The following is a 24,262-nucleotide window of genomic DNA, read 5'->3' on the forward strand; positions in this document are numbered from 1 at the left end:
TTGAGCGGGAAACCCTAGTATTGATGCCCGGCCGCGCCCGCCCCGCGGCCTTTTGTATGCTTACTCCGCGTCTTTCCAGTCTCCGGGCGAACCAGAAAAATCACGACACCAATGGAAAAAGTGCCGATGACGGGCGAGGGCTACCGTGTCCTCGACGATCAACTGAAGCAATTGAAGTCGGTCGAAAGGCCGAGCGTCATCGCGGCCATATCCGAGGCCCGCGAACATGGCGACCTGTCTGAAAACGCCGAATACCATGCCGCCAAGGAGCGGCAGGGCTGGATCGAAGGCCAGATCGCGGACATCGAGGACAAGATCAGCCGCGCCCAGGTCATCGACGTGTCGAAACTGTCGGGCAGCCAGGTCAAGTTCGGCGCCACGGTCACCGTGGTCGACGAGGATACCGAAGACGAGGCCCGCTACCAGATCGTCGGCGAGCACGAAGCCGACGTGAAGAAGGGCAAGGTCTCCATCGCCTCGCCCATCGCCCGCGCCATGATCTCCAAGGAGGTCGGCGACGTCGTCGAGGTCAACACCCCCGGCGGCGTGAAGGCCTACGAAATCCTCAAGGTCGAGTGGAAGTAAGCCACACTTCGCACGACCTTCTCCCTCCCCGTTCCGGGGAGGGTCGTCGCGCAGCGACGGGGTTGGGGCGGCCCGGCAGGGACGCACTGTCTGAAACATGTGAGGTCAGTGGGGTTTCGCTCCGCCCTCCCCACCCGACCTCGCTGCGCTCGGCCACCCTCCCCCGCAGGGGGAGAGAGAGCAGATGACACCACCCCTCTCCATCTGGGTCGTCTCCGACGGCCGCGCCGGCATCGAGAACCAGGCGCTGGGCCTCGCCGAGGCCGTTCAGCGTCTGACCCCTTCCGACATCGCGATCAAACACATCCGCTGGCGGCCGCTGTTCGACCGCCTGCCCTCGACGTTGAAGACCCCGGCCATGCTGGCGTCCGCGCCTCTGACCGGTCCGTGGCCCGATCTGTGGATCGCCACCGGCCGCGCGACCCTGCCCCTCTCGACCCGCGTCAAGGCCTGGAGCGGCGGCAAGACCTTCGTCGTCCAGACCCAGGATCCGCGCTGGGCCAACGACCGTTACGACCTGATCGTGGCCCCCGCCCATGACGAACTGTCGGGCGACAATGTCTTCGAGATCACCGGCTCGCCACACCGCATCACGCCGCAGCGGATCGCCGAGGCCGCGCCCGCCTTCGCCGACCGGATCGCCCCCCTGCCCCATCCGCGCGTCGCCGTATTGATCGGCGGCAAGTCCAGGGCCTTCGACCTGCCCGAGGCCCATGCGGCGGACCTGGCCGATCAGATCGCGGACGCCGTGCGAGCGTCGGGCGGTTCGTTGATGCTGACCTTCTCGCGCCGCACGCCCGACGCGGCCAAGGCGGCCATGACCGCCCGCCTGTCGAAACTGCCCGGCTGGATCTGGGACGGGACCGGCGACAACCCCCTGTTCGGCTTCCTGCATTACGCCGACCACGTGCTGGTCACCGAGGACAGCGCCAACATGGCCGCAGAGGCCGCCTCGACCGGCAATCCTGTCCACATCCTGCCGATGATCCCGCTGAAGTCCGGCGACAAGTTCGCCCGCCTGCACGACGACCTGCAATCACGCGGCGCGACGCAGCCCTTTGACGGCACGCTGGACAGCTGGACCTACGATCCCCTGGCCGAGACCGACCGCGCGGCGCGGGCCGTGCTGGAAGCGATGCGGGCGCGGTAACTCCCTTCCTTCGTTTTCGTCATCCTCCGGCGCGCAGCGACCGGGGGACCCAGCGGCGCACGAGAGCGCGAACCTGTCGCGGACGAACAGCTTCCAACATCTCGCAACGGACACATCGCCTTCGGCGCCGCTGGCTCCCCCGGTCTGCGCCGCAAGCGGCTTGCCGGAGGATGACGAAAGAAGACAACAACGCCCTCCATCACGTCCGATCTTGACGCAGGCGCGACCTAAGGTCGATCACCAGCTAAGGAGGGGCCTTAAGAATGGCTCGCAAAAATCTGCACTAAAGTGCACTCAAAAAAATTATAGTGGCGTTTAGTCGCCCCCGCCGCCGTCCGAGCCGCCGTCATGGCCGCTCTGATGATGCGTGTCCGACGTCGGGACCACCGCACCGCCGCCGTCCGACCCGTCGCCATTCTTCGTGGGCTTGGCCTTGGCGTTCACCGCGCCCATCAGCGCCACGCCAAAGCCCGATCCGATGGCCGTGCCCAAGGCGAGACCCAGGCCGATGTTATCCAGCGCGACGCCCAGCGCCACCCCGATCGAAATCCCCATGCCGACTCCGATCGGCAAAAAGGCTGCACCCTTGTTCGTCATCCCCATCTCCCCTTCTCGTCAGGCGAGACTAGCATCGCGCAAACGGGAATCACTGCCTAAATAGGCGTCATGACCCAAGCTCGTACCGTTCGCGTCGCCATCATCGGTTCCGGCCCCGCCGGCTGGACCGCCGCCATCTACGCCGCCCGCGCCTCGCTGAATCCCGTCGTCATCGCCGGCATCCAGCCCGGCGGCCAGCTGACCATCACCACCGACGTGGAGAACTATCCCGGCTTCGCCGAGACCATCCAGGGTCCGTGGCTGATGGAGCAGATGCAGGCCCAGGCCCTGCATGTCGGCACGGAAGTCATCCACGACATCGTCGTCTCCGCCGACCTGTCGCAACGCCCGTTCAAGCTGAAGCTGGACGGCGGCGACGAGATCCTGGCCGAAACCGTCATCATCTCCACCGGCGCCCAGGCCAAATGGCTGGGGCTGGAGTCTGAGGCCGCCTATCAGGGCTTCGGCGTGTCGGCCTGCGCCACCTGCGACGGCTTCTTCTATCGCGGCAAGGAAGTGGTCGTGGTCGGCGGCGGCAACACCGCCGTCGAAGAGGCGCTGTTCCTGACCAACTTCGCCTCCAAGGTCACCGTCATCCACCGCAAGGACGAGTTCCGCGCCGAGAAGATCCTGCAGGACCGCCTGTTCGCCCACCCCAAGATCCAGGTGATCTGGAACGTGGCGGTCGATGAGATCGTCGGCGTGGTCGATGGCATGGCCAAAAACGTCACCGGCGTCCGTCTCAAGAACGTCCATGACGGCTCGACCCGGGAAATCCCCGCAGACGGCGTCTTTATCGCCATCGGCCACGCCCCGTCGTCGGAACTGTTCAAGGGCCAGCTGGAGACCAACAGCGGCGGCTACCTGCGGGTCAAACCCGGCACCGCCTCGACCGAGATCGAGGGCGTCTGGGCCGCCGGCGACGTCACCGACGACGTCTATCGCCAGGCTGTCACCGCCGCCGGCATGGGCTGCATGGCCGCCCTGGAAGTCAGCCGCTTCCTCGCCGAAGAAGACCACGCCAAGGCTCACCACCCCATCAGCCACGCCGAGGCGGAGAAGATCGGGGTCTGGTAGGCTTCACTTGCATCTCCCTCCCCTTCAGGGGAGGGTGGTCGAGCGAAGCGAGACCGGGTGGGGACGGCCCCAAACTTCAGTAAGCCGACGCTTCCGTCAGCTCCGCCACATCCTCGTCCGACAGCGTCAGGGTCGCCGCCTTCAGGGTGTCGGCCAGCTGTTCGGTCGAGGTCGCGCTGACGATCGGCGCGGTCACGCCCGGCTGCGCCAGCAGCCAGGCCAGGGCCACCTGGGCGGAAGTCGCCTCGTTCTTCTGGGCCACAGCGTCCAGCACCGCCAGGATACGCACGCCGCGCTCGTCGAACTTGTCCTTCAGCATCCCCTCGCGCTTGGTCCCGACGATCTGGTCGATGGTCTTGTATTTGCCGGTCAGGAAGCCGCTTTCGAGGCTGAAATAGGTGATGACGCCCAGCCCCTTCTCGACCGCCACATCCTGCAACCCGCCCTCGAAGGTGTCGCGGCTGTAGAGGTTGTAGTGCGGCTGGATCGTCGCATAGGCGGCCAGGCCTTCGCGGTCGGAGATCGCCAGCGCCTCGCTTACCTGTTCGGCCGAATGGTTCGACGTGCCGATGGCGCGGACCTTGCCGGCCTTCACCAGTTTGTCCAGCGTGCGCAGAGTCTCTTCCTGCGGCGTCTTCGGATCGGGCCAGTGGGTCTGATAGAGGTCGATATAGTCGGTCTGGAGCCGGCGCAGCGACGCCTCGACCGCCGTCTCGATCCAGGCCGGCGACAGGTCGTTGTGGCCCTGGCCCATATCCGACCCGACCTTGGTCAGGATCTTGACGTCGTCGCGCCGACCGCGCGCCTTCAGCCATTTGCCGATGATGACCTCGCTCTCGCCGCCCGAATGGCCCGGAACCCAGCGGGAATAGGCGTCGGCGGTGTCGATGGCGTCAAAGCCGGCCTCGACGAAGGCGTCCAGCAGGGCGAATGACGTCGCCTCGTCCGCCGTCCAGCCGAAGACGTTGCCGCCGAACACCAGAGGCGCGATGTCCAGCCCGCTGGAGCCGAGCTTGCGTTTGGTCACGGTCGTCATGGGGGAGGTCTCCTTGTGGGGAGCGCTCGACATATGCCGCATCGCAGCGACCGCAACCGCCTCGGAAGCGGTTAGCCGAAGAGTTGAAGACCCGGCGGCGCGTAATCGACCGGCTGTCCCTGGCGGCGGCGCAGGGCGTAATCGACGGCGGTCTGAACCGCCTGTTCGTCGGTCGGCTTGGACAGAACGCCGATGGTCCCCGCGACGCCGTCGCGCACCATGCCGGGGTTGGCGGTCATGAACAGGACGGAGACGCCCATCTCCTGACCCAGTTCGCGGCCCAGGTTGATGCCGGTGGGGCCGTCGGACAGGTGGATATCGACCAGCGCAAGATCGACATCGTTCTCGCGCACCAGATCGCGCGCGGCCTTTGCGGTCGCGGCGACACCCAAGACTTCATGTCCCAGATCTTCCAGTACGAAACGCAGCTCCATCGCAACCAGGGTTTCGTCTTCGATGATGAGGATACGCGCAGTCATGGGGTCAGTGCTTATGCTCGGGAGCGTACACAACGCAACTTTGACCGATAGGTTTCAACATAACGCTAATTTCCAACAGCATTGGCGGCCCTGCGGCGCGACAGCGCCGTCGCCGGCAGATCGACGATGACCTTCAAACCTTCCGCCCGCCATTCGCGTTCCAGCCGTCCGCCTAATTGTCCCTGCACCGACAATGTCGCCAGCGACGAGCCGAATCCGGTGCGCGAAGGTTCTCCCTGCACGGTCGGACCGCCGCTTTCGGTCCAGGTCAGGACGAACCGATCCTCGTCGCGTGCGGTGGACAGATCGACCAGCCCCCCCTTTTCCGACAGGGCGCCGTATTTGGCCGCATTGGTCGCCAGCTCGTGGAACAGCAGGGCGACCGAGGTCGCGGCCTGGTCGTCGAACACGGCGTCGTCACCGTCGATCCTGACGCGCGGCGTCCCCGTCTCGTCGGCATAGGCCTTGAACAGGTCGGACAGGAAGGAATGCAGGGTGGTCGCGCCGATGGTGGTCTTTGACGTCTCGGTATGCGGCCGCACGAACTCGTGCGCGCGGGCCAGGGCGGCGATTCGCGTGCGAAGCGAGGCGGAAAAGGCCTTGGCCTCGGGATACTGTCGCGCCGACAGGGCCACCAGGGCCGTGATCACCGCAAAGATGTTCTTGATCCGGTGGCTCAGCTCCTGGCTGACCAGTTCGCGGCCCTGCTCCAGCTTCTTCAGCTCGTCGATGTCGGTCAGGGTGCCGAACCATCGGGTTATCTCGCCCTGTTCGTCGCGCACGGCGACGGCCCGGCCCAGGGTCCAGCGATAGACGCCGCTGTGATGCTTCAGCCGGTATTCGATCTCATAAGGCTCGCCGGTCTCCAGCGAATGACGCCAGATACCCCAGGCGCGCTGCTGGTCGTCGGCATGGAACATGTCGTTCCAGCCCTCGCCGTCCGTCGAACCGGCCGGCACGCCCGTGAACTCGTACCAGCGGGCGTTGTAGTAGTCGTGGAACCCATCCGGCAGGGTCGACCAGACCATCTGCGGCATGGCGTCGGCCAGGACGCGGAACCGGGTCTCGCTCTCGCTCAGCGCCCGCGCGGTCTCGGCCAGATCCGTCTCGATCTGCTTGCGCTCGGTGATGTCCACGGCGATGCCGGGAAGGCGAACGGCTTCGCCCGCGCGGTCGAAATAGACCTGACCACGCGCCAGAACCCAGCGCACCACGCCATTGCTGGTCAGACGGTATTCGCTGACGAATATCCCCTCGCCCGACTTGGCGCGTTCGATCTCGTCATGGACGCGGGCGACGTCGTCGGGGTGGACGCTGGCGGTGAAGACCTCGATCGGCGCGCCATTTTGGGCGGCGGCGGCGTCGACGCCATACATGCGGGCGAACCGTTCGTCGGCCACGACCAGATTTTGCGTGATGTCCCAGTCCCAGGCGCCGACATAGGCCGAGGCCTCCATCGCCAGGCGCGCGATGTGCTGGCTGCGATCCCGCTCCAGCAGGGCGCGACGCAGCTCCAGCTGGGTCATGACCTGTTCGGCCAGGGTCTTCAGCGCCATGGCCTGAAGCTCGGTCAGGCCTTCGGGACGCGGCTTTTCGTCCAGCACGCACAGCGCGCCAAGCGACACGCCGTCCGGCGTCTTCAGCGGATGGCCGGCGTAGAAGCGGATATGAGGCGCGCCCGTCACAAGGGCGTTGTCTGCGAACCGGGGATCCAGAAGCGCGTCCTTCACGATCATGGCGTCGTCGGCGAGCATGGCGTGGGCGCAGAAGGACAGGGGGCGCGGCGTCTCGCGCGCGCCCAGGCCGATCTCGGCCTTGAACCACTGACGCTCGGCATCGACCAGGCTGACGGCGGCCATGGTCGTCTCGCAGATGCGCGCGGCCAGATTGGCGAGGTCGTCGAACGACGCCTCGGGCGTCGTATCCAGCACGCCGTACTGTTTGAGCGCCCTCAGACGGTCAGCCTCGTCCCACCTAGGACATTCGACTTTGGGGTGGGTCAAGCAGGCGTCCTCGTCGGGCCGGTCACGTCCGGGCACGTGCATCAATGCCCAGACCTGTCAAAGCGTTGCAATGCGGGATTTCAGTTCGTGGGACGACCGACTTCTTCAACGTCCATGGTCGCCACGCCCTCGGGCGCGGGAGCGGCGGGCTTCGACGCCGTCGCCGGCCGTTCCAGGGCGGTCAGGCGGGCATTGATGGCCGCGACCTCGTCGCGGGTCGGCAGGCGGCGTCCACCCAGGCTGATCACGCCGACGACGCGCTGCTGACCATCGACCTCGACGGTGCGCAGCGGGGCGTCCTTGGCCAGGGCGTCGGGGTCGGGGCCGCCGGTCGCGGCGCCGGCGGCGATGGTCAGGCGGGGCCGCGAGAAGCGCGCCTCATCGATGACCGGCTCGCGTCCGTTATAGACTTTGCGGAAGGCGGCGGTTTCGCCATAAACGCCCTTCCAGCGATAGAAGATGTGCGCGCCGATCTGAGTCACCTTGGCCACCGTCGGCGCCCACCAGGGACGCACATAGTCGGCGTGATAGTGGGTGGCGGTGCCGACCTGCTGGGCGACCTCGCCGTTCAGCGCCTTCTCCGCGACCTTGCGCGCCCGGTCCCAGGCCCAGCCGACCGGCGCTTGGGCCAGCGAGCCGTCGCAGGTGAAGCTGAACTGGCAGCCCGTGGTCCGCTCGGCGCCCTCGAACACCACGCCGCACACCGTGTTGGCGTAGTTGGGATCGCGCACGCGGTTCAGCACCACCTGGGCCACGCCCGCCTGGCCGTTATCCGGCTCAAGCGCCGCCTCGAAATAGACGGCCTGGGTCAGGCAGCGCAGGGCGCGCCTGCGATCTTCGGCGCTGCCCTTGAACACGAACGGCAGGGCGGGACGCAGCGCGCCGGAAGCGGGCGCCATGGCGGCGTTCAATCGCTGGGCCTCCAGCCCGTTCTTGCCCAATTCCAGACCCGGCTTGCCCGCCAGGGTCAGGCTTTCCCAGCCCGGCGTCAGGCCATACAGGGCCGGTTGCAGCAGGCTGGGGTCATGACGCATGGCCATGGCCAGTTGCGACGGGGTCAGGCGACCTCTGATCGCCGCCAGCCCGCCCTCGCCCAGATCGCCGCCGGTGATGCGCGACACGGCCTCGGCGGTACGGTCCACATCCGGGCGCACGCTGGACCCGGCGGCCATTGCGACGCCCAGCACCGCGCCGGCCGCGGGCAGGGCCGCCGCCGAACGCCGCAGCGCCGTCCACATCGTCTTCCAGGGCAACAGGGTCATTCACCATCCACAGCCGCGATCGGCGCCATCGCCTCTCGCTGAAACCGCGCATCTAGTCGGACTTATAGGCCATTTTCCGGCGATCCGACGACCGTCGTTATCACGACCCCCGCTGCGCGACGGGGGTGGTCGCTCGAAACGCAAGGTGTAAAGCTGCGTTCCGACGTCGCGAGATGACAACTCGGCCGGGGAAGCGGAACAGCATGAGCCAAGGCGCGGCCTCACGGCGCATCGCGGGAATGGACGGCTGGCTGATCGGCCTGGCGCGCCTGTCCGCGACATCGCCCCTGCGTCGCGTGCTGATCGGCGTCGGCTTCGCCCTGGCCGGGCTGGCGGTCCGCGCGGCGGCGTCCGCCCTTTATGGCGAGGTGACCGGTTTCGCCATCCTGCTGCCGGCCGTGACCCTCGCGGCGCTGGCGGGCGGCTGGGCCGGCGCCCTTGCGGCCCTCGCCATCTGCACCGGAGGCGGCTGGGCCATCGTCGCCCTGACGACGACAGGCCGGGACGGGATCTTGAGCGCCATAGGCGGGGTCGCCACCTGGAACTTCGTCCTGGTCGGCCTGTTCATGGCCCTGGTCGGCGCGTCGTTGCGCAGCGCGATTTCGCGACTGAGCGAAAGCGAGACGCGGTTCAGGCAGCTGGCCGATACCGCGCCGTCTCCCATCTGGCTGCTGAACGCCGAGGGCGAGTTTGAGTTCGTCAATGCGGCGGTCTTCGCCCTGCATGGCCTGACCGTGGAAGCCCTGCGCGAGGGCGGTTGGAAGGCGGCGGTTCATCCCGACGACCTGGAGACCATCAAGGCGGCCGAGCGGTCCGCCGCCGCAGACCGCCTGCCCTATGAGATGGAGGGGCGGATCAAAGGGCAGGACGGCGTCTGGCGCTGGATGCGGGCCATCGTGCGACCGCGCTTCGACGGACAGGGCGTCTTCCTGGGCTATGCTGGCATCTCGTTCGACGTGACGGAGACGCGTGAGGCGCTGGAGACGGCGGCGCGGGCCGAGCGTCGCCAGGCCTTCCTGCTGGACCTCAGCGACCGCCTGCGCGACCTGACCGATCCCGAAGAGATCATGGCCGATGTCGAGAGCGCCCTGGGCGCCCTGCTGGACGCCGACCGGGTCGGCTATGGCGAGGTGGATCAGGCGGCGGGCGTCGTCTCCATGAGCCGCGACTGGACCGCCGGTGTCGCCAGCGCCCAGGGCCAGTTCAGCCTGAACGCCTTCGGCGAAGGCCTGATCGCGGATCTGGCGGAAGGCCGCACGATCCAGATCGAGGATGTCCGAGAGGATGCACGCACGGCCGCCTTCGCCGACGCCTTCGAAGCCATCCAGACCCGCGCCTTGATCCGCGCGCCGCTGATCCGCACGGGCCGCCTGCGCGCCTTCCTCTATGTCCACTCCGCGACGCCGCGTCTGTGGACCGAGGCCCAGGTCGCCCTGGTCGAGGAGGTCGCCGCCCGGACCTGGGCCGAGGTCGAGCGCGCCCGTGCCGAGAGCGAGACCCGCGAGAGCGAGCAGCGGTTCAGGGCCGTCGCCGACACGGCCCCGGTCCTGATCTGGGTCACGCAGCAGGACCGCACGCGCGCCTTCGTCAACCAGGCCTATGTCGACTTCTATGGGTCGGACTATGAGACGGTGCGCACACTGGACTGGCGCGACGTGCTGCACCCCGACGATCATGCCCGCATCCTGGCGGAATCGGTGGCGGGGGAAGAGACGCACGAACCGTTCTCGATGGAGGCCCGCTATCGCCGGCATGACGGCGAATGGCGCTGGCTGAAGTCCTTCTCACGCCCCCGGCTGAACGGCTCAGAGGTCGTCGGCTTCGTCGGCGTGGCCTTCGATGTCACCGACATGCGCGTGGCTCAAGCCAGGCTGGAGGAGTCGGAAAACCGTTTCCGCACCGTCGCCGACAGCGCGCCGGCCCTGATCTGGATGAGCGACGACGCCGCGCAGATGGTGTTCGCCAACAGGCGATACCGCACCTTCTTCGGGGTCGAGGCCGACGGCCATCTGCCCGACAGCTGGCGCGCCCTGATCCACCCGGACGACGAGGGCGTCTTCGTCGCCGCCTTCATGCGTGCCTTCGAGGCCAGGGATCGGTTCGAGGCGCTGACACGGGTCAACCATCCCGTGCTCGGCCTGCGCTGGCTGCGCAACGAGGGCGTGCCGCGCTTCGACGCCTCGGGCCTGTTCCAGGGCTATGTCGGCGCCTGCCTGGACGTGACCGACGCCAAGCGCGCCGAGGACGACCTGAAACGGATCAACGAACTGCTGGCGGAGCGGGTCGATGAGGCCCTGATCGAAAAGGCCCAGGCCGAGGCCCAGCTGGTTCACGCCCAGCGGATGGAGGCGGTCGGGCGGCTGACCGGCGGGGTGGCGCACGATTTCAACAATCTGCTGACCGTGGTGATCGGCGCCCTGGACATCATCCTGCGCAGCGACGACCCGGCCAAGCGCAAGAAGCTGGGCGAGGCGGCCCTGGCGGCGGCGCGACGTGGCGAAAGCCTGACGCACCAGTTGCTGGCCTTCTCGCGGCGTCAGGCCCTCAGGCCCGAGCCGATCGACCTGAACGCCCTGATCCGCGAAAGCGAACCCTTGCTGCGTCGCGCCGTCGGAGAAGCGGTCGACTTCAAGGTGAAGCTGAAGCGCGGCGGCGCGCGCGCCAATGTGGACCCGGCCCAGTTCGAGGCGGCGCTGCTGAACCTGATCGTCAACGCCCGCGACGCCCTGGGCGACGTGACGGGGGCCAAGGGTCGCCATGCACGGATCACGGTCCAGACGCGGGCCTGCACCGTCGAGGCCGGCCATGTCGCCGAACTGGCGGCCGGCGACTATGTCTGCGTCGCCGTGTCCGACAATGGCGAGGGCATGTCGCCCGAAATCCGGGACCGGGTGTTCGAACCCTTCTTCACCACCAAAGGCGTCGGCAAGGGCACGGGCCTGGGCCTCAGCCAGGTCTATGGTTTCGCACGCCAGTCGGGCGGCGGCGTTCATATCGAGTCCGAGCCGGGACAGGGGGCCGAGATCTGTCTCTATCTGCCCCCCCTGTCCGTCGAGGATGCGGTGGCGGCGCCGGTCGCGGTGTCCCGGGACGACGCTCCCCTGGCCGAGGGCGGACGGATGTTGCTGGTCGAGGACGATCCCGGCGTCGCCGCCGTGGCGCTGGAAATCCTGGAAGGTTTTGGGCTTGAGGTCGATTGGGCCGAGAATGGCGACGACGCGCTGAAGTTCCTACACGCAGATCGCTTCGACGTGATGCTGACCGATGTGGTCATGCCCGGCGGCATGAGCGGGGTGGAGCTGGCGCGTATGGCGGCGGTCGAGTGGCCCGAGCTGCGGATCGCCCTGACCTCGGGCTATGTCGGCGAGGATGTGGACGCGGTGCTGGCCGACACGACCTGGCCGCTGCTGCGCAAACCCTATTCGTCCGATCAGTTGCGCGCCCTTCTGGAGCGACTGAGCGCCGCGCCGGCAAGCTGACAGGCAAAGAAAAACGCGCCGCAGAGCTGCGACGCGTCGATCTCTTCAGCAGTCGGCGTTGAGCCTAGCGGCGGGCCTTGCGCGCGGCGTAACGGGCGTCGCGCTTTTCCTTCTGCTCTTCCTTGGTCAGTTGCTTGCGCGCCTTGCGGTCGGCGCGCTTCTCGGCGTCGATCGCTTCCTGAGCGGCGAGGTCGGCAGCCATGCGGGCGGCGTCCTTCTCGGCCTTCTCGCGGCGCTGTTCAGCCTTGGCCAGCTCGTGTTGTTGACGCAGGGCTTCCTTCTCGGCGGCGCGCTTCTCGGCCAGCCGATCGAACTCGGGGTCGGGCGCAGCGGCCTTCGGCTTGAATTTGGCGAGCAGGGCCTTCTTGGCTTCCTGCTGGGCGGTAATGCGGTCGGAAAATCCGGTCTTCAGATCTTTCATGCGAAAGCGTCAGGGTTCCTTGTGAACGACCAGGGGCGGCCGTCGGGGGTCGGGCGGCGAGAAAAACGCGCATCCCGAAGCGGGGCGCACAAAGCCGATAACCGGGCGAAAATCAAGGTTCGCCCCCTGGAAATCGATCCTGTGCGTCATTTGACGTGCGACGGCGTCGCCATCGACACGCCTATTATAAGGTAGGTCGCGCCCGCCCGATGGCAAGGTCAGCCCTGCGGGCGGGCGCGACTGGCGTCGGGTCAGTTCGGCTTTTGAGCCTGGCCCACGGCCGTTCCGGCGGCTCCGCCGACAGCAGCGCCCACAGGGCCGCCCACGACGGCGCCCGCGATGGCGCCGCTGGCGGCCTTCTGTTCGACGGTGGCGCCGCACGCAGCCAAGGTCAGGGCAGAGGCGACGGCGGCAGTCAGGATGAGGGTTCGGGACATGATGCTTCTCTCCAAAAGGCCAAGCTTCAACGCGAACACCGCGTCGCGGTTCCGGGCCCTTCGCTCTAGTAGCGATTACGCGCGCTGTCACAATCTTGAACAGACCAAGACGGCACCTTTAGTCCGCTGCACCGCAACACGCCGATCGTCGGGCAGTTCCTGTGTAACCGAATACAGTATTCGATAGTTCGATTATGTCCGATGCGCCGGATTCCCGCCACAAGCCGCCAGCCATCTGAAAAATACCTAGTCGTTTCGCCACCTTAACCATCGGATTGCGAATCGAACACAATGAGGCCATAAAAGGCTGGCTAAAGGCCCATCCTCGACGCCCGGGCCACTGAGCCGAGCGCCGGAAATTGCAGGCTGGAATGCGACCGCAGAGTCGCCTCGCCGGCAAGACTACCCCCGGGGGCCGCGTTTCTCGCCCTGCTGAACAGGACTACCTCGTTGTCGCATTCCTCGCAGACGCGCGCCATTCTGCGCGCCGATCGTGTGGCCAAGATCAAGCCCATGACGGCCGCCGCAGCCTTTGGCGGTCTGGTGGGACTGGCGATCGGTTGCGCCTATCTGGGCGGCACGGCTGCGCGCGCGACGACGCTGCGCGCTCAGGCTGAACGGATTCAGGGCGCGACCGCCGCTGGTTTCACCGAAGAGGCGCTCGCCGCCGCCGCCGGCGGTCTGGACGCCAGCGCCCTGACCATCGCGCGTCGCCACGACCCCTATACCAGCGCCGGCTCGGCCCAGCGCGACCGACAGGCCGAACTGCTGGCCGCCCGTCTCGAACAACTCCGTGCGCCCGGCGACGCCAATCTTCGCCGCGCCAGCCTGACCGCTCCGACCGCCGCCCGCCCCTTCCAGATGGCCAACGCCCTGGACGCCAGCCGCGATCTCGATTGCCTGACTCAGGCCGTCTATTACGAAGCCCGCGGCGAAGGCGGCGACGGCATGAAGGCCGTGGCCCAGGTGGTTCTGAACCGCGTCCGCCACCCCGCCTTCCCAAAGACCGTCTGCGGCGTGGTGTTCCAGGGCGCGGCCCGCAGCACCGGCTGTCAGTTCTCCTTCACCTGCTCGGGCGTAATGCGCGGCCGCGTCAACCAGGCCGCCTGGAACCGCGCGCGCACCGTCGCATCGGACGCCATGTCGGGCTCGGTCTTCGCCCGCGTCGGCAACGCCACCCACTTCCACACCACCGCCGTCGCGCCGGGCTGGAGGTCGTCGCTGATCCAGGTCAGCCAGGTCGGCAGCCATCTGTTCTATCGCTTCGGCGGGCGTTCGGGCTCCAGCGGCGCCTTCACCTATGCGGCGCGGCCTTCGGCCCCTGCGGAACAGCCGCGCCTGATCCAGGCCGGCCTCAATCCGGTGGAGACCGCGCGTCAGGCAGGCCAGGCCGTGGCCTATACGATGGTGCTGGCGCAGGAAGGCCGATCCCTGCCGGCTCCGGCCGCCCAACCGGCGACGCCGCCACGTCCCGCCGCTGCGACGACCCCGGCGCCGACGGCCGCCCGCGCCGCCAACACGCAGCCGGCGTCGCGTCCCGCGCGTCCGGCCGAAGCCCCCGCCAAGACCGACATCGTCGAAACGGCCTCCACCCCCGCCTGATCGGCCCAGGTCTGGCGCAACGAGCGGCGGCTGGCTAAAGCGCGTCCAGGCCGATGTCGAGAACCGGCGCCGAATGGGTCAGGGCGCCGACCGAGATCACGTCGACGCCCGTCTCGGCGATGCCGCGAACGGTCGTCAGATCGACCCCGCCCGAGGCCTCCAGCACGATCCGCCCGGCGACGCGCGCCACGGCGGCCCTGAGGTCATCAAGGCTGAAGTTGTCCAGCATGATCACGTCCGGCGCCGCGCCCTCGTCGATCAGGGCCAGCACGGCGTCCAGCTGATCCAGACCGTCCACCTCGACCTCGACCTTCATCAGGTGTGGTGCGAAGGCCCTGGCCCGCCGCACGGCCTCGGCGACACCGCCGCACACGGCGACGTGGTTGTCCTTGATCAGAATGGCGTCATCCAGCCCGAAGCGATGGTTCATCCCGCCGCCGCAGGCCACGGCATGCTTCTCCAGCGCGCGCAGGCCGGGCGTGGTCTTTCGCGTATCCGCGATCCGCGCCCGCGTTCCTGCGACGGCATCGACATAGGCCCGCGTCAGGGTCGCCACGCCGCTGAGCCGCCCGACGAGGTTCAGCGCCGTCCGCTCGGCTGACAGGAAGGCACGGGCGTCGGCCTCGACCACCGCCAGCACCGCACCGGCGTCGAAGGCGTCGCCGTCATTGAGGCGCACGTCCACGAACGCCTTCGGATCCATGGCCAGCACCGCCAGCCGCACACAGTCGATCCCGGCCAGCACGCCCGGCTTGCGCGCCGCGAACGCCGCCTTCATGCGCGCGCCCTCGGGAATGCAGGCCATGGCGGTCACGTCGCCCGCCCGGCCCAGATCCTCGGCAAAAGCCAGTCGCACGACGGGTTCGATCAGCAGATCGGGAAGCCGTCTCATTCCGCCGCCTCCAGCGCCACCGGGCGCGTGATCCGCACCCGCGTATGGTCGGCGCGCGCCGCCGTCAGAGGATAGTCCGAACGATAATGACCGCCTCGGCTCTCGCGCCGATCCAGCGCCGCCTGGGCGATCAGCCGCGCCGCCAGCAGGACGGCGGCCGCCCCGTGCTGGGCCTCAAGCCGGTCGATCAGGGCGATCACGCCCGACAGACCCTCCGCATCGCGCACCACGCCTGCATGAGCCGTCATCGCCGTTCGCAGTTCAGCCATCGCTGCGTCGGGCAGGTCGGGCGCGATCTCGGCCGGAGCATGACGGCCGCCCTTTGCCTCCAAGGCTGCAGCCACGCCCGCACGCCGACCGAAGGCCGCCGCTTCGAGCAGGGAGTTGGAGGCCAGCCGGTTGGCGCCATGCACCCCCGTCGCTGCGCATTCCCCGACGGCATAGAGGCCCGGAACCGTGGTGCGTCCGTCCGCGTCGGCGGCGATCCCGCCCATGTGATAGTGGCAGGCCGCCATCACCGGAATGGGGCTGATGCGCGGGTCCAGACCGCTGCGCATACAGGCGGCGAAGACAGCGGGAAACTCGTGCGGGAAGGCCTCGCCGATGGCCGTGCGCGCATCCAGAAAGGCGCCCCGTCCTTCGGCCCGCGCTGCATGGACCGCCCGCGCCACGACGTCGCGCGGCTTCAGATCGGCGTCGGCTTCTTCGCCCAGCAGGAACCGCCCCTGACCGTCGATCAGCCGCGCCCCCTCGCCGCGCAAGGCCTCGGTCGCCAGGGGGGCGGGGTCGAGCCCTACGTCGATGGCGGTGGGGTGAAACTGCACGAACTCGGGATCGAGGATTTCGGCGCCGGCGCGCGCGGCCAAGGCCATCCCCTCGCCCTTCAGCGCCGCCGGGGTCGTGGTCGCGGCGAACAGGCCGCCCGCACCGCCGGTGGCCAACACGACCGCCGTCGCCGTGATCTCGACCAGACGATCGCCGCGCACGACCACCGCCCCGACCACCCGGCCGTCGGCGTCCTGCAACAAGCCTTTCAGTCGTGCGTCGTCCCACACCTCGATCCGCTTCTCGGCCCGCACGGCCGCGACCACGGCCGACAGGATCGCCCGGCCCGCCCCGTCGCCGCCGACACGCGCCACACGGGGAACGGAGTGGGCCGCCTCCAGGCTGACGACGAATCCACCGTCGGCATCCCGGTCGAAAGGCGCGCCCAGGGCCGCCAGCCACTCCACCGTCTCGCGCCCGGCGTCGGTCAGGGCGCGCGCCGCGACCGGCTCGACCAAGCCTGCGCCCGCCGCCTGGGTGTCCTCGGCATGGCGTTCGGCCGAATCCTGCGCCGTCAGGGCCGCCGCCATCCCGCCCTGCGCCCAGGCCGACGAACAGGCGTTCAACAACGGCTCCGGCGTCACGACCAGAACCCTGGCCCCCGCCTTCGCCGCCTCCAGCGCGGCCGACAGCCCCGCCAGGCCTGCGCCGACGATCAGAGGTCCGTCATGCCGCGTCCGGTTCATCCCCGCACTCCGAGATAGTTGAGGCCCAACTGCATCGCGCCTGCGGGATCGCCCCCGGTCATCGGCATCAGGGCGCCGACGGCCGCCGCAGCGCACACCGCCAGGGTCAGCAGATACAGCGCCAGGCTCTTGCCCGCCTCGGGCCAGCTCAGCGTGCCCCAGGCCGCGCGCCACACGCCGCGCTTCAGATGGCTGAACACCGACAGGGCCAGGAAGGCGGCCAGGATGAACCGCCCGGTGGACAGACCCCACCAGACGACCGCCACGCCGATGACCAGCAGCACGATCTGCTCCAGGCGTGGATGCACGCGGGTCAGCACCGGCCCGAGGGCCTTGGACCCGTCCAGCGGCGGCGCGGGGACCAGGTTCACCAGGTTGAGCATGGCGATGAAGAAGGCGCCCATCAGCCACTCGCCCTGCCCCAGCGCCATCCAGACCCCGACGAAGGGGATCATGGCCAGAAGGCCGAACGCCGGTCCGGCCAGTGACACCAGCACGCCGTCCCACTCGCTCTTCGGCTCGCGCCGCGCCTTGGCCAGTCCGCCCAGGAAGGGAATGATGTAGATGCGCGCCGGACCCATGCCGAGCTTGTTCATCGCCAAGGCGTGCCCCGCCTCGTGAACGAACAGGCCGATCAGCACCGCCCCCGCCACGATGGCGCTGCCCGTGACCCACCACAGAAAGGCGCCCATCAGGGCCGTGGAGGCCAAGGCCCAGACCAGGCTCTGGTCCTTCTCGACCGGGGCGTCGATGGCGGCGCGCTCGACCGGCGCCTCGCGCACGGCGGCGGCTTCGGGCCGGGGATCCCAGGGACCGGGGGCGGGTGTGGGGTTTGGGGTGTCGGTGTTGCTCATGGCGTCCAGATGGGCGCGCGCATCGGCCCCGTCGCCGGGACCGATCGCCGCGTCACGCTCAGATCAGCTCCACATCGACATGATGCCTGGCCTTGACCAGGTCATAGCGCGCGGGAACCAGCGGCGGCGGCAGGTCGATCATCCGCTGCACCGCCAGGCGACCGCGTTCGATCATGTCGGCCGGCACCGTGACCTCGAACTGCATGTGCAGCAGGCAGTCGTGGATGTTCTGAAGCGTGATCCGCTTCATGTGCGGGCACAGGTTGCACGGGCCAATGAACTGCACGCCCGGCACGTCGCCGGCCACGTTCGAGGCCATCGAACATTCGGTGATCATCACCACCTGTTTGGGCCGCCGTGTCTCGACATAGTCGGTCATGGCCGCAGTCGATCCGGCGAAGTCCGCCGCCGCCAACACGTCTTCCGGGCATTCGGGGTGGGCCAGGATCTCGGCGCCCGGATAGGCGGCGCGCATCTCGGCGATGTCGTCCACCGTGAACCGCTCGTGGACCTCGCAGCGGCCTTTCCAGGCGATGATCCCCACCGTGGTCTGGGCCGCGACGTTGCGCGCCAGATATTCATCGGGGATCAGGATGACGCGGTCCACGCCCCATTCCTTCGCCGCCCATTCCACCACCTGAACCGCGTTGGCGCTGGTGCAGCAGATGTCGGTCTCGGCCTTCACATCGGCAGTGGTGTTCACATAGGTCACGACCGGCAGGCCCTGATAGCGCTGCTTGATCAGCCGCACGTCGGCCCCCGTGATCGACGACGCCAGCGAACATCCGGCCCGCAGATCGGGGATCAGCACGGTCTTCTCGGGCGACAGGATCTTGGACGTCTCGGCCATGAAATGGACGCCCGCCTGAACGATCACCTTCGCGTCCGATCGCGCGGCCTCCTTGGCCAGACCCAGGCTGTCGCCGACATAGTCGCCGACCCCGTGGAAGATCTCGGGCGTCATATAGTTGTGGGCCAGGATCACGGCGTCGCGCTGGCGCTTCAGCCGGTTGATCTCGCTGATCAGCCGCGCCTGTTCGGGCCACTCCAGGGGCGTGACGTGGTCCTTGACCTTGGCCCACACCCCGGCGGTCTCCCGCTCAAGCTCTTTCGTCAGACCAAAGGCGCCGTCAGCCATGATCATCTCCCATACCCTTATGCTCAATGTTAGCATAAGCAGGAACAATGTAGGCCGATGCGGACGCGGTGCAAGAGGAAATCCAAACCGATCCTCGGAAGGCATAGGCAGCACGGATTTGCAAAAACCGTTCCCAAGACGGCCGACTTCGCCTAGATGACAGCCCACTTCTTTGCCGCTTCAAGCCTATTCGCGACATTTCCATGCAGGACACCATCCGCCGCATCCTCACTGCCCGCGTCTATGACGTGGCTGAGGAAACGCCTCTCGACCCGCTGCGCCGCCTGTCGGCGCGGCTGGACCGGCCCGTCCTGCTCAAGCGAGAGGACCTGCAGCCGGTCTTCTCGTTCAAGATCCGCGGCGCCTACAACAAGATCGCCGCCCTGTCGGAGGACGAACTGTCGAAGGGCGTCATCTGCGCTTCGGCCGGCAATCATGCGCAAGGCGTCGCCCTGGCCGCCGCCCGCCGCAATACGCCCGCCACCATCGTCATGCCGACCACCACCCCCGGCATCAAGGTCGCCGCCGTCCGCGCCCTGGGTGGCGAGGTGGTCCTGCACGGCGAAAGCTTCGACGAGGCCTATGCCCACGCCCGCCATCTGGAAAGCCAGACCGGCGCGGCCTTCATCCACCCCTTTGACGATCCCGACGTGATCGCCGGCCAGGGCACCGTGGGACTTGAGATCGCCCGCCAGCACGCCGATCCCATCGAGGCGATCTTCGTGCCCATTGGCGGCGGGGGTCTGGCCGCCGGGGTCGCGGCCATCGTCAAATTCCTGCGTCCCGAGACCCGCGTGATCGGTGTCGAGCCCGTCGATGCGCCGACCATGAAGTCCGCCATCGACGCGGGCGAGGTGGTGACCCTGAACGAGGTCGGCCTGTTCGCCGATGGCGTCGCCGTGCGTCGTGCCGGGACCGAGACTTTCCGCCTGTGCAAGGACCTGCTGGACGAGATCGTGCTGGTGGACACCGACGCCATCTGCGCCGCCATCAAGGACATTTTCGACGACAGCCGCGCCATCGCCGAGCCGTCGGGCGCCGTCGCGCTGGCGGGGCTCAAGGCCTGGGCCGCCGCCCATCCTGGAAACGGCAGCCTGATCGCCATCAACTCCGGCGCCAACCTGAACTTCGACCGGCTGCGTCACGTCGCCGAACGGGCCGAGATCGGCGAGGGCGCCGAGGCCCTGCTGGCCGTGGCCATGAAGGACGACCGCGACGACTATCGCCGCTTCCTCGACACCCTCGACGGTCGGTCGGTGACCGAGTTTAACTATCGCTGGTCCGGCGACGGCGACGCCCAGATCTTCGTCGGGGTGGCCTTGAGAAACGGACCGCATGAGCGTGACGACCTGATCGCGGCGCTGCGCTCGGGCGGCTACGCCGTCGAGGACATGAGCGACAACGAGACCGCCAAGCTGCACGTCCGCTACATGGTTGGCGGCCGCACCGTGGGCCTGCCGCACGAACGCATCCTGCGCTTCCAGTTCCCCGAACGGCCCGGCGCCTTCCTGCGCTTCCTCAACAGCCTCCAGCCCGCCTGGGCACTGACCCTGTTCCACTATCGCAACCACGGCGACGACGTGGGCCGGGTGCTGGCGGGCATTAGCGTGCCGCCGCAGGAGCAGGCCCAACTGACCGCTGCCCTGGCCGACCTGGGCTATCCTTACGTGGACGAAACCGCCAACCCGGCGTGCCGGCTGTTCCTGGACGGCGCCTGAAACGAAAGAAACGGCGACCGTCGCCGGTCGCCGCTCCTCACTTTCGGTTCGACCTTGCGCTTACAGCTTCTTGCTGAACCGCACGAAGAAGTAGCGGCCGCGCGCCGAAACCGGGGTCGCCACCGTGCTGCGGAACGGCTCTTCGTCCGTCAGGTTGTTGACGCCCAGGATCAGGTCGCTCTTGCCGTCGATGTCCCAGGACAGCGAGGCGTCGTGGGTCCAGATGGGATCGTTCCACGGCGCGTCGAAGGACACCGTATTCTCGATCTCGACGCCCGCACGGGTCTGCTTGCTCTGATAGTTCGAGAACAGGCCGGCGGTGAAGTCGCCCACGCTCCAGCGGACGGAGGTGTTGACCACCCACTCCGGCGAGTTCAGCTGTTCCTTGACCGGATTGGCCAGGCCAGAGTCTGAGGCGAACGGGAAGTCGTTGCGGTCCTCAAGCCAGGTGCCGGCGACGCCCAGGGCCAGCGAGCCCCACTCCGGCTTGCCGAAGGTGTCCATATTCAGACGATAGACGGCGTTGAAATCGACGCCCGACGCCTCCAGCCCGGCGAAGTTCACCTGGCTCTGTTGCAGATAGTCCAGGCCGCCCTGCGTGAGAGAACCGGGGCGGTCGTCGCGGCTGAGCAAGGCGCAATACTGGTTGGTGATGCTGGGCGCGTCATAGCAGCTGTTGACGATGTCCTGACCCGAGACTGCGGCGATGGCGTTCTCGATCTTGATGTTCCAGTAGTCGGCCGTCAGCGTGAAGTTCGGGATGAAGCGCGGTTGCAGCACCACGCCCGCCGTCCAAGAGTCCGAGGTTTCCGCCTGCAGATCGGGATTACCGCCGGCCGCGCCGAAGAACTGGGCCGTCAGCGGGTCTTCGAAGTCGTAGACCGCGCCGACCGTCACGCCGTAACGCGCCAGATCCGCCCGGCAGTTCGCCTCGCGCGAGCTTGTCCCCTGCGTGATGTTTTCCGCCGAGCAGGGATCGATCGGACGGAAACCGGCCGTCTGGAGCGGTGTGAACAGTTCGGCGATATTGGGCGCACGCACGGCCTTGGCCACGCCCCCGCGGAACCGGACGTCGGTCACCGGCGCCCAGACCAGGTCGGCCTTGAAGGTCTCCGTATTGCCGATGTTGGAATAGTCGCCGAACCGCGCGGCGGTGTTCAGCGTCAGGGTCTCGGCGAACGGCAGGTCCGTCAGCAGCGGGAAGCTGATTTCAACGAAGCCTTCCGACACCTCGAACTCGCCGGAGACGGCCGCCGTGGTGGCGTAGCGGAACGACACGCCCTGTTCGTCGAAGTCGTTCGGATTGAAGTCGCTCTGTTCCTTGCGATACTCGCCGCCGACGGCGAAGCTGATCGGGCCGCCCGGCAGGCTGAACCAACGCGAGAGATCACCGGCCAGGAAGCCGGAGACCACCGTCTGCTGGATCAGAGCGGTGTCGGTCACCTGCGGTCCGACGAAGGCCGAGGCTTCCGGGCTGACGTTGCCGAACCCGAACAGGTTCAGCGGGCGGCAATCCGAACCCGCGCCAGGCGTGAAGGTCTGGAACGGGTTGGGCACCGGCCCGCCGAACTGAGGATAGAGGCCCGAAATCGGCGGCGCCGCCGTAGGATCGAGGGTCGAGCGGCAGACCGCCTGGCCCGTCACCGGATCGGTGACGGCGTCGACGGCGGCGAAGAAGCGATCCTCCAGCCGCAAGGCATAGGTCGCGTCCTGCTCTGTGCGGCCATAGTTGAACGACAGCTCGTAGTTCCAGCCGAGGTCCAGTTCGCCCCGTGTGCCGAACACCGCGCGATAGGTGCGGCGATCATTGACCCGCTTGGGATCCATGACGTCGGCGTGGTCTCGCGAGAGTGCGATACCCGCCGTACCGGCGACGCTGGGATCGGCCGCGATCTCGGCATTGACCAAGGCCCTCAGCGCCGCCGGGATGAAGGGGTTCTCAAGCGAGATCGGGATGGAGTCGTCATAGGAGTTGTAGGGGCTGAACGTCGTGCCCTGGCTCCATGACGCGTTGATCTCGACGAACGGATTGAAGAAGGTCGAGAGGTTGTAGTTGCCCGTCAAGCTGACCGAATAGCTCGACTCCTTGGGCAACAGGCTCTGGCCGTCGAACACTTGCGCTGCGCCGTCGCCGCCCGACTGGTTGGAGGAGCCGGCATACAGGCCGTCCTGGAAGGGCCGCAGCTGACCCGTGACAGGATCGACAGTGTAGCAGCCATAACCCTGTTGTCCGTTGCGATTGCTGAAGCAGTCGGCGTTGACCTGCGGATTGGAGAAGGCGCCGGCCGGGTCCGCAAAGCCGTCGCCGTCCAGATCGATCCCGATAAGGCCGCTGGTGCTGGAGATCGAGAAGCGGGGATCGGCGATGAAGGCGCGCGGGGTTGCGGTCTGGGCGCGCGAGATCAGCGACGCATCGGTTCCGACGAAACGCGGCGCGCCGCCGAGCAGGATCGTGCGACCTCGCGTATCGGCCAGAGTGCGGCCGGGAGGCAGGGGATCCCCGACCTGGAAGAAGAGCGCGGGGTTGGTGTAGTCGTCGTAGGTGCCGTTATTCTTCGAGAAGCTGCGATCGCCATAGTAGAGCTCAGAGCGTTCGTTGCCCTGAACCCCGATCGTGAAGTTGCCGCGCCCATTGTCGAAGTTTCGGCCATGGAGCAGCGAGATATAGAATTCCTCGGCATCGCCCTCGCCGGACAGACCGCCCTGCACCGTCATCTCGGTGCCCTCGTAGTCGTCCTTGAGGATGAAGTTGACCACGCCGGTGACCGCGTCGGACCCATAGACGGCGGATGCGCCGCCGGTCAGGACTTCGACACGTTCGATCAGCCCGGCCGGAATGCTGCTGACGTCCACGGCGGCCGATCCAGGCACGCCGGCCACATAACGGCGCCCATTGACCAGGGTCAGGGTGCGCTCCGCCCCCATGCCGCGCAGGTTCAGGGTCGCGGCGCCGCCATTCGCCTGGGCCGAACTGGTCGAGGATTGCAGCGCCGGAATGCGGTCGAGCAGGTCGGCGACCTGGGTCACGCCTTGCGCCTCGATCGATTGCGCCGTGACCACCTGAACCGGCTGAGCCGCCTGGGTGGCGGCGGTCGCGGACAGGCGCGAGCCGGTGACGACGATCTCATCGACCTCTGACGGCTGATCCGGCGTGGATTGAGCGAATGCGGGCGTCGCTATCGCGCTCAGAATCGATCCGCCAAGCAGGATCGAGCGAAAAACGGCCTTGTTGTGCATGATCATCCCCCATTACCGCGAGAGGAGTCGCGGTGATGGCAAGGATTTTGCCGCAAAGCCGCCGCAGTCAATGAAAGAAGACCGAAAGCTGCAACTTTGTGTCAAAGCTGTCGCTTTCTCAGCACAATCCATGACGTGCTAAGCGTTAACCAGAGTTCAGGCAGGGCCTGATTCAAATCGCCATTCATCGTTCGAGATGCACCGCCGTAAACAAGAGGGCCCCACATCGCCTTGCAGCGACATGGGGCCTCCCGATCATCACAAGCGGGCCTCTCGCGTCGCGAGCAACGCGTTCAAGTCACGCCTTGTCGATCGCCGCGGCGATCTGGTCGCTGGAATGACCCGTCAGATCCTTGGCGATCTCGCCGACCAGCTTGCCTTGAAGGTCCTTGTGCCAGTGCTTGCGTAACTCACCCAGCGTCTTGGGCGCGGCGATCACCAGCAGTTCGTCGATCTTGTTGGTGACCGACCATTTGTTCAGCACCTCGGCGACGCCCATGGCGAAGCCGTCTTCAGCCTGGGTGTCGTTGTCGGGATTGGCTTCGTTGGAACGGCGCCCGGCCGAGCCGGAAACGCGATCCGCGATGGGCGGGTTTTCCAGCGGCGTCAGCTTGATGTCCGTGGCGTTCGTGTTCTTGAACAGGGCCAGCTTCTCGCCGTCGACCACCGCCACCAGTGCGCCATTGGAAAGTTTCATCGTCGATACTCCAGTCTGTAAGGATTGAGACAACGAACCGGGGCGCAGGCCGTTGCCTCGCGCGACCATTCCCATAGTGTCGCGCGA

The 24,262-nt window shown here is 67.5% G+C and carries 19 protein-coding genes; 6 read left to right on the forward strand and 13 right to left on the reverse strand.

Translation table 11 applies throughout. The features are described 5' to 3' along the window. Positions 1 to 111 precede the first annotated feature (111 nt). On the forward strand, positions 112 to 585 hold the full coding sequence (gene greA, locus WC597_RS14190) for a transcription elongation factor GreA (protein WP_346494833.1): 474 nt from the start codon (positions 112 to 114) through the stop codon (positions 583 to 585). Positions 586 to 769: 184 nt separating this feature from the next. After that, a complete protein-coding gene (locus WC597_RS14195) occupies positions 770 to 1,735 on the forward strand; it encodes a mitochondrial fission ELM1 family protein (RefSeq protein WP_372694253.1) in 966 nt (321 codons plus the stop codon). Between the two features lie 315 nt (positions 1,736 to 2,050). Here the strand turns inward: WC597_RS14195 and WC597_RS14200 are convergent, their stop codons facing one another. Further along, positions 2,051 to 2,332: a hypothetical protein gene (locus WC597_RS14200; protein WP_372694255.1), complete on the reverse strand. Its 282-nt coding sequence runs from the start codon at positions 2,330 to 2,332 to the stop codon at positions 2,051 to 2,053. A gap of 69 nt (positions 2,333 to 2,401) precedes the next feature. Between WC597_RS14200 and trxB the strand changes: the two genes are divergently transcribed. Then, on the forward strand, positions 2,402 to 3,409 hold the full coding sequence (trxB, locus tag WC597_RS14205) for a thioredoxin-disulfide reductase (RefSeq protein WP_372694257.1): 1,008 nt from the start codon (positions 2,402 to 2,404) through the stop codon (positions 3,407 to 3,409). A 76-nt stretch (positions 3,410 to 3,485) separates the two neighbouring features. Here the strand turns inward: trxB and WC597_RS14210 are convergent, their stop codons facing one another. The 4 genes from WC597_RS14210 to WC597_RS14225 form a co-directional block, all read right to left on the reverse strand. Then, positions 3,486 to 4,445: an aldo/keto reductase gene (locus WC597_RS14210; RefSeq protein WP_372694259.1), complete on the reverse strand. Its 960-nt coding sequence runs from the start codon at positions 4,443 to 4,445 to the stop codon at positions 3,486 to 3,488. 71 nt (positions 4,446 to 4,516) lie between these two features. Continuing rightward, positions 4,517 to 4,924, reverse strand: a complete 408-nt coding sequence (locus WC597_RS14215) for a response regulator (protein ID WP_372694261.1) — start codon at positions 4,922 to 4,924, stop codon at positions 4,517 to 4,519. Between the two features lie 65 nt (positions 4,925 to 4,989). Then, positions 4,990 to 6,927 (reverse strand): PAS domain-containing protein, encoded by a 1,938-nt coding sequence (locus WC597_RS14220; RefSeq protein ID WP_372694263.1) that lies wholly within the window; start codon positions 6,925 to 6,927, stop codon positions 4,990 to 4,992. Between the two features lie 80 nt (positions 6,928 to 7,007). Then, positions 7,008 to 8,189 (reverse strand): cell wall hydrolase, encoded by a 1,182-nt coding sequence (locus WC597_RS14225; RefSeq protein ID WP_372694265.1) that lies wholly within the window; start codon positions 8,187 to 8,189, stop codon positions 7,008 to 7,010. 203 nt (positions 8,190 to 8,392) lie between these two features. On the opposite strand from WC597_RS14225, the gene WC597_RS14230 reads away from it, so the two are divergent. Further along, positions 8,393 to 11,668, forward strand: a complete 3,276-nt coding sequence (locus WC597_RS14230; protein WP_372694267.1) for a PAS domain S-box protein — start codon at positions 8,393 to 8,395, stop codon at positions 11,666 to 11,668. Between the two features lie 64 nt (positions 11,669 to 11,732). On the opposite strand, the gene WC597_RS14235 is transcribed toward WC597_RS14230, so the two are convergent. Both WC597_RS14235 and WC597_RS14240 read right to left on the reverse strand, forming a co-directional pair. Next, positions 11,733 to 12,089 (reverse strand): DUF6481 family protein, encoded by a 357-nt coding sequence (locus WC597_RS14235; RefSeq protein ID WP_372694269.1) that lies wholly within the window; start codon positions 12,087 to 12,089, stop codon positions 11,733 to 11,735. 251 nt (positions 12,090 to 12,340) lie between these two features. After that, entirely contained in the window at positions 12,341 to 12,526 is a 186-nt protein-coding gene (locus WC597_RS14240; protein WP_372694271.1) for a hypothetical protein, read from the reverse strand. A 450-nt stretch (positions 12,527 to 12,976) separates the two neighbouring features. Between WC597_RS14240 and WC597_RS14245 the strand changes: the two genes are divergently transcribed. Beyond that, positions 12,977 to 14,128 carry a cell wall hydrolase gene (locus WC597_RS14245; RefSeq protein WP_372694273.1) on the forward strand — a complete coding sequence of 384 codons (1,152 nt, stop codon included), beginning with the start codon at positions 12,977 to 12,979 and terminating at the stop codon, positions 14,126 to 14,128. A 34-nt stretch (positions 14,129 to 14,162) separates the two neighbouring features. Here WC597_RS14245 and nadC read toward each other — a convergent pair whose 3' ends face one another. Genes nadC through nadA form a run of 4 tightly spaced genes read right to left on the reverse strand, consistent with a single transcriptional unit; the run spans position 14,163 to position 18,559 of the window. Further along, positions 14,163 to 15,020: a carboxylating nicotinate-nucleotide diphosphorylase gene (gene nadC / locus WC597_RS14250; protein WP_372694275.1), complete on the reverse strand. Its 858-nt coding sequence runs from the start codon at positions 15,018 to 15,020 to the stop codon at positions 14,163 to 14,165. Next, the gene (locus WC597_RS14255; protein WP_372694277.1) at positions 15,017 to 16,531 is read right to left on the reverse strand and encodes an L-aspartate oxidase; all 1,515 of its coding nucleotides are present in this window, start codon (positions 16,529 to 16,531) and stop codon (positions 15,017 to 15,019) included. Before WC597_RS14255 ends, nadC begins: the two co-directional genes overlap by 4 nt. Continuing rightward, entirely contained in the window at positions 16,528 to 17,385 is an 858-nt protein-coding gene (locus WC597_RS14260) for a metalloprotease (RefSeq protein WP_372694279.1), read from the reverse strand. Before WC597_RS14260 ends, WC597_RS14255 begins: the two co-directional genes overlap by 4 nt. Positions 17,386 to 17,443: 58 nt before the next feature. Beyond that, positions 17,444 to 18,559: a quinolinate synthase NadA gene (gene nadA / locus WC597_RS14265; RefSeq protein WP_372694281.1), complete on the reverse strand. Its 1,116-nt coding sequence runs from the start codon at positions 18,557 to 18,559 to the stop codon at positions 17,444 to 17,446. A 167-nt stretch (positions 18,560 to 18,726) separates the two neighbouring features. Here nadA and ilvA point away from each other — a divergent pair, with 167 nt between their 5' ends. Further along, the gene (gene ilvA / locus WC597_RS14270) at positions 18,727 to 20,241 is read left to right on the forward strand and encodes a threonine ammonia-lyase, biosynthetic (protein ID WP_372694283.1); all 1,515 of its coding nucleotides are present in this window, start codon (positions 18,727 to 18,729) and stop codon (positions 20,239 to 20,241) included. 60 nt (positions 20,242 to 20,301) lie between these two features. Here ilvA and WC597_RS14275 read toward each other — a convergent pair whose 3' ends face one another. Continuing rightward, positions 20,302 to 23,478, reverse strand: coding sequence for a TonB-dependent receptor domain-containing protein (locus tag WC597_RS14275; RefSeq protein WP_372694285.1), 3,177 nt, complete (start codon positions 23,476 to 23,478; stop codon positions 20,302 to 20,304). A 298-nt stretch (positions 23,479 to 23,776) separates the two neighbouring features. Beyond that, positions 23,777 to 24,175 carry a host attachment family protein gene (locus tag WC597_RS14280; protein WP_372694287.1) on the reverse strand — a complete coding sequence of 133 codons (399 nt, stop codon included), beginning with the start codon at positions 24,173 to 24,175 and terminating at the stop codon, positions 23,777 to 23,779. Positions 24,176 to 24,262: the final 87 nt, after the last annotated feature.

This window comes from Brevundimonas sp. (assembly GCF_041648115.1).
GTDB lineage: Bacteria > Pseudomonadota > Alphaproteobacteria > Caulobacterales > Caulobacteraceae > Brevundimonas.